Origin of the sequence: Corallococcus sp. CA041A (assembly GCF_003612075.1) — a bacterium.
GTDB classification, from domain to species: domain Bacteria; phylum Myxococcota; class Myxococcia; order Myxococcales; family Myxococcaceae; genus Corallococcus; species Corallococcus exiguus.
In genome coordinates this window covers 40,313-46,579 of record NZ_RAWF01000037.1, presented here as the reverse complement: position 1 = coordinate 46,579, position 6,267 = coordinate 40,313, and the positions used below count along the sequence as shown (strand labels likewise).

Here is a 6,267-nt window from a genome sequence, read left to right as displayed (position 1 = left end):
GGCTCGGGGGGTTGTGGGGCTGGGGCGCGTGCCTAGCTTGGCCGCGTCCATGAAGAACGAAATGCACCCGACGGCGCGCCCGACGCGCGTGGCTCACGTGATGTATGGCCTGGAGATGGGCGGACTCGAACAGCTGGTGGTCCGGCTGTCCCAGCATGGCCGCGAGCGGGGCATCGACTCCGTGGTGCTGGCCCTGGGGCCGGACGGTCCGGTGCGCGAGCTGCTCCAGCGCGCCAACGTCCCCACGGTCTGGTTGGGAGGCCTCGCAGGCATGACGCCCGCGGCCATCCGCCGGCTGGCCCAGGAGGTGGATGCCTTTGGCGCTGACGTGGTCCATGGCCACGACGTGGGGCCCTGGCTCAACGCCGTCGCCACCCGGACGCTGCGTCCGCGCACGCCCGTGATGGGCACCTTCCATCAGACGGTGGAGCCGCAGGGCAAGCTGCGCCCCGCGGCCATGGCCGCCGCCATGTTCACCCAGTCCCTGGTCGCGTGCGGCAGCGAGGTGCGCGCCAGCCTGGAGCGCTGGAGCCCGAAGCTGCTCTCCAACGTGGTCACCATCGAGAACGGCGTGCCGCTGGAGGTGGCCACGGGCGAGGAGGCCCGCCGGGCCGCGCGTGAGCGGCTGGGTCTTCCCCAGGACGCCACGGTGGTGGGCTACCTGGGCCGCCTCTCCGAGGAGAAGGGCCCGGACCTGCTGGTGGACGCCTTCCTGCGCCACTTCGCGGACGCGAAGGACACGCACCTGGTGATGATTGGCCCCGGCCCGATGGAGGCCTCGCTGCGCGCTCGTGCCGCCGCGTCTCCGCTGTCAGGACGGGTGCACTTCACGGGCGCGCTGCTGGAGGCGAGCAAGCTCCTGCCCGCGTTCGACGTCTACGTGCAGCCGTCCCGCCGTGAGGGCCGCTCGCTGTCGCTGCTGGAGGCGATGGCGGTGGGGCTGCCCACGGTGTCGCACGCCATCCCGGCCATCCGCGAGGTGCACAGCGATGGTCAGACGGCGCTCCTGGTGAAATCCGAAGACGTGGATGCGCTCGGTGGCGCGGTGAAGCGTCTGGCCCACGACGCGGAGCTGCGCTCCCGGCTGGGCGAGGCCGCGAAGCGCGAGGCGCAGCGCTACTCGCTGTCCACGATGGTGGATACGTACGCGAAGCTCTATCGGGGTGCCGCGGCTCGCGCGCAGGCGTGAGAGGGCACGGAGGACCACGCGTGCCGCACTCCACCATCCTCCATGTGCGCAGCACCTGCGGCCTGTATGGCGCGGAGCGGGCGCTGCTGTCGCTGGCCTCGTCCACGCCGTCGCCGTGGCGCGCGCAGGTGTGCAGCCTCGTTTCGCCCGGGCGGGTGGACGTGCTGTCGGGCGCGGCTCGGGAGCAGGGGCTGGACGCGCTGACGCTGGAGGTGCCCGGCCGCTTCAGTGCGATGGCCGTGGCGACGCTCGCATCGGAGGTGCGCAGGCGCGGCGTGGGGCTGCTGCACGCGCATGACTACAAGTCGCTCACGCTGGGAGCCGCCGCGAGCGCGCTCGCCGGAGTGCCGCTGGTGGCCACGTACCATGGGGACACCGGCGCCACGCCCGCGCTGATCGCCTATGAGGGCTTCGCGCGCGTGCTGGGTAACTGCACACGCGCGGTGGCGGCGGTATCGCGCGAGCTGACCGCGCGCCTGCGCCGGTACGTCCACCGCTCGCCGGTGGTCTACATCCCCAACGCGCTGCCGCTCGCGGATGAATGCACGGAGGAGGAGCGGCTCCTGGCCCGTGAGGCACTGGGGCTCGCGCCGGAGGGTTCCGTCATCGCGCTGGTCGGACGCCTGTCGGTGGAGAAGGGGCCCCAGGTGCTGCTGGACGCGATGCACCGGCTGGCCCGGACGCCTGGCGCCACGGTGCCCACGCTGCTGCTGGTGGGCGATGGCCCGCTGCGCGAGTCGCTGGAAGCGCAGGCTCAAAGGCTGCCGGTGCGCTTTCTGGGATTCCGCTCGGAGGTGCGCAGCGTGTACGCGGCGGCGGACGCGGTCGTGATGCCATCCCTGCGCGAAGGCATGCCGCTGGTCGCGCTGGAGGCGATGGCGCTAGGAAGGCCGCTGGTGGCTTCCGGAGTAGGGGAGTTGCCCCACGTGCTGGGCACGGGGCGCGGGCTCGTGGTGCCTCCGGGCGACGCGGGCACGCTGGCCTCGGCGCTCGCGGGATTGCTCACGGCGCCTGGATGGCGCACGCGGATGGCGCAGGCGGCGCGTGAGTACGTCGTGGCCCACCACGCACCGGAGCGGATGGCGAATCGCTACATCGAATCCCTCTACCTGCCCGCCATGATGGACCCACGCGACGAGCAAGTCGCGGCCGGGTAGGGCAACCGAGGCATCACCGCCTCATTTCCCGGAAATCGCCGCGGCACCCCTCCTGTCCGAGACGGGCCAAGCCTGTCCGACAGTCGGACCGGCTTTTCACGGCTCGGATGGGCGGAGGCCCTCGTCGGCTTCGGCCGCCCAAAAGCTGTAGGACAGTCGGACAGGTTTTCAGGGGCCGGATGGGCGGAGGCCCCCGTCGGCTTCGGCCGCCCAAAAGCTGTAGGACAGTCGGACAGGTTTCCAGGAGCCGGATGGGCGGAGGCCTCCGTCGGCTTCGGCTGACCAGAAGCTGTAGGACGGTCGGACAGGTTTCCAGGAGCCGGATGGGCGGAGGCCCCCCGTCGGCCTCGGCCGCCCAAAAGCTGTAGGACAGTCGGACAGGTTTCCACGGTTCGGGTGGGCGGAGGCCCCCTCCAGCCGAGGCCTCCGAGAACGTGTCCGACTGTCGGACAGGTTTGTGCCGTGCTCTCCCGGCGGGCGAGCCCCTCGCGGAACCCATGTCCGCGGGCCTGGACGTGCGGTGGCGGCCCACCGCACCGGGCCGGAGACTCAGTTGGCTTCCGCTCCGGAGAGCTTCTCCCCTTCGCCGCTCACGGACACCGCGTTCAGGTAGAGCTCGCCCAGCCCGGCCCCGATGCCGTCCCATGCGAAGGACTCCGCCATGCGCCGGGCGTTCTGTGCCAGCCGGCTGCAGAGGTCCGGATCCTTGCGCAGCCGGCGCAGCGCGATGGCGAACTCCTCGGGGGACTCCGCGAGGAGGACGTGCTGCCCCTCCACCACCGGCAACCCCTCCACCGCCAGGCGCGTGGCCACCACGGGCACGCCCGCCGCCGCGGCCTCCAGTACCTTCAGGCGCGTCCCGCTGCCTGCTCGCAGCGGAATGGCCGTCGCCAACGCGCGCGCCAGGTACGGCGCCACCGACGGCACCGAGCCCGTCACCACCAGCCGCTCGTTCTCCAGGGCTCGCACGGACGCGGGCGGACTGCGGCCCACCACCATCAGCTTGCTGGTCGACAGGTCCGACGACACCAGCGGCCACACCTCGCGCGCCAGCAGCAGCACCGCGTCTTCATTGGGCCACCAGTCCATGGAGCCCACGAAGACCAGGTCGTCGCCCTTGCTCTCACGTGGCTCGAAGTCCGGCAGCTTCACGCCGTTGGGTACCACCTGCACCCGCTTCGCTCCCATGGCGCGCAGCTGCTCCGCGTCCACGGACGAACACGCCAGCACGGTGTCCGCCTGCCTCACGCACTCGCGCTCCAGCCGCTCCACCCGCTTGAACTGCCATTTCAGGAATGGACGCATCGGCGGCGGGCTCAGCGGCGCCATCCGCGCGAGCAGCTGGCTCTCCACGTTGTGCTCGTCGATGACCAGGTGCGCGGACGGGTTGAGCTGCCGCGCCACCGGCAACAGCTGCGCCATGTGCAGGTGGTCGAAGTGGATGATGTCGAAGGGGCCTCGCTCCGCTAGCACCCGGCGCAAGGCGTCCTGCACGCCCTGGCGCGCGAAGCGGACGTAGGTGAGCGGCGTGCCCCGCAGGAAGGCCCTCGTGCTGTTCAACGTCTCCTCGGGGGCCACGCGCGGCAGGTCCACCAGATGCAGCCTCGATGCCGGAACGCCCAGCTCTCCCAGCCAGCGCTTGAAGCCCTCTGCGTCGTTGCCCGCCCGGTGCACCGCGAACACGTCCAACGAGAAGCGCGAGGCAAGGGCGCGCACCAGCTCGAGCGTGCGCAGGGTGCCGCCCGTATCCGAAGGCAGCGGAACATAGGGAAGGATGGCGAGTACGCGTCGCACGGTGGGAATCCAGGCCTGCTTCAGGAGACGGGTGAAGCCCGGCCGCGTGCTCCTCACCGCGGCCACCGGCTTGGTAAGCACCCTCGTTCCATGGGCCCAGGCCCACGCGGCGCTTTCCCGTCAATGGACAACACATCGTCCATCCGCGGCGTAACGGGATGCTGCATCGCGTCTTCCGAGCAACAGCCGTATTCCCGGCGGTCTTGACCCGGCGGGTGGGCCCCTGCCCGTGAGGGGCCTCGAAAAGGCGCGCTGTTTCCGGCATGAGGACGCACGGCGCAACGACGGAGGATGCCATGGGCCTTGAGCAGACGCAGGGGGCCGCGGCGCGCGAGCGAATCGCGCGGGTGCGGCAGGTGATGCGGGAGCGTGGTGTGGCGGCGGTCTGGGTCCCGACGAGCGACCCGCACCTGTCCACCTACGTGCCGGCCCGCTGGAAGGGGCGGGAGTGGGCGTCTGGCTTCACCGGCTCGCTGGCCACGCTGGTGGTGACGGCGGACTACGCCGGCCTCTGGGTGGACAGCCGCTATTGGGATCAGTCGGACGCCCAGCTGAAGGGCAGTGGCATCGCGACGGTGCGGACGACGAACGCGCCCGGGCAGTCACACCTGGACTGGCTGGCCGCGAACGTGCCGCCGGGGCAGACGGTGGCGGTGGATGGGGCGGTGCTGGGCCTGGGCGTGGCGCGCTCGGCGGCCTCGCAGCTGTCCGCGGCGGGGTTGGTGCTGCGCACGGACCTGGACGTGGTGGCGGAGGCGTGGGCGGACCGGCCGCCGCTTCCCTCCGCGCCCGTGTTCGCGCACGCGCTGTCACCCGTGCCGCGGACCGACAAGCTGCGGGCCGTGCGCGCGGAGATGGGCGTGCTGGGCGCGACGCATCACTTCATCTCCACGCTGGATGACGTCGCGTGGCTGATGAACCTGCGCGGCGCGGACGTGGACCACCTCCCGCTGTTCCTCGCGCACCTGCTGGTGGAGCCCGGTGGGGCCCGGCTGTTCATCGGGGAGGGGAAGGTGCCGGACGCGCTGCGCTCGGCGCTGGAGGCGGATGGCATCACCCTCCACCCGTATGGCGAAGCGGCCCGCGCGCTGGGGGCGTTGGCGGACGGGACGCGGCTCCTGGTGGATCCCCGGCGCATCACCCACGGCCTGCGGCAGGCGGTGCCCAAGGGCGTGACCGTGGTGGAGGGGCTCAACCCATCCACCGTGGCCAAGTCGCGCAAGACGGACGCGGAGCTCTCGCACTTCCGCGACGCGATGGAGCAGGACGGCGCGGCGCTGTGCGCGTTCTTCGCCTGGTTCGAGTCCGCGCTGGGCCGCGAGCCCATCACCGAGCTGACCGTGGATGAGCGTCTCTCCGCGGAACGGGCGCGGCGCCCGGGCTTCGTCTCGCTCAGCTTCTCCACCATCGCCGCGTACAACGCGAACGCCGCCATGCCGCACTACCGGGCCACGGAGGCCTCGCACGCGACGGTGTGCCTGCCGGGGCAGAAGCCGCAGGGCCTGCTGCTCATCGACTCCGGCGGCCAGTATCTGTCCGGCACCACGGACATCACCCGCGTGGTCCCCGTGGGCGAGCCCACGCCCGAGCAGCGGCGCGACTTCACGCTGGTGCTGCGCGGAAACATCAACCTGTCCCGCGCCCGTTTCCCTCGGGGGACCCGCTCCCCGAACCTGGACGCGCTGGCGCGCGCGCCGCTGTGGGCGGAGGGGCTGGACTACGGCCACGGCACGGGCCACGGCGTGGGCTTCTTCCTCAATGTCCACGAGGGGCCGCACGGCTTCTCTCCGACCCTGCCCAATGACCTCACCACGGCGATGGAGCCGGGGATGATCACCTCCAACGAGCCCGGCCTCTACCGTCCGGGCCGCTGGGGCATCCGCATCGAGAACCTCATCGCCGCCGTGCCGGACCGCAAGACGGAGTTCGGCGACTTCCTGCGCTTCGAGACGCTGAGCCTCTGCCCCATCGATACGCGGCTGGTGGACCCGGCCCTGCTGTCCCGCGAGGAGGTGGATTGGCTCAATGCCTATCACTCCACCGTGCGCGAACGGCTTGAGCCCCACGTCGAAGGTGCGGCGCGCGACTGGCTGCTCCAGCGCACCCAGCCGCTCTGAACCGCACTGC

General features: G+C 71.6%; 4 protein-coding genes. 3 read left to right on the top strand and 1 reads right to left on the bottom strand.

The genetic code is table 11. The features are described 5' to 3' along the window. Window positions 1–1,189, top strand: a 1,189-nt coding sequence (locus D7V77_RS09605) for a glycosyltransferase family 4 protein (protein WP_233596778.1), incomplete at its 5' end; no start/stop codon positions are given. Window positions 1,190–1,209: 20 nt separating this feature from the next. Beyond that, window positions 1,210–2,346: a glycosyltransferase family 4 protein gene (locus D7V77_RS09600; RefSeq protein WP_158624369.1), complete on the top strand. Its 1,137-nt coding sequence runs from the start codon at window positions 1,210–1,212 to the stop codon at window positions 2,344–2,346. A 549-nt stretch (window positions 2,347–2,895) separates the two neighbouring features. Here D7V77_RS09600 and D7V77_RS09595 read toward each other — a convergent pair. Beyond that, window positions 2,896–4,140: a glycosyltransferase family 4 protein gene (locus D7V77_RS09595; protein WP_158624368.1), complete on the bottom strand. Its 1,245-nt coding sequence runs from the start codon at window positions 4,138–4,140 to the stop codon at window positions 2,896–2,898. Between the two features lie 296 nt (window positions 4,141–4,436). Between D7V77_RS09595 and D7V77_RS09590 the strand changes: the two genes are divergently transcribed. Then, the gene (locus tag D7V77_RS09590) at window positions 4,437–6,257 is read left to right on the top strand and encodes an aminopeptidase P family protein (RefSeq protein ID WP_120575965.1); all 1,821 of its coding nucleotides are present in this window, start codon (window positions 4,437–4,439) and stop codon (window positions 6,255–6,257) included. The last annotated feature ends 10 nt before the right edge of the window (window positions 6,258–6,267 follow it).

What these genes read in the sequence shown, in the direction of transcription:
- D7V77_RS09590 (WP_120575965.1), top strand. Translation starts at nt 4,437, where the DNA reads ATGGGCCTTGAGCAGACGCAGGGGGCCGCGGCGCGCGAGCGAATCGCG.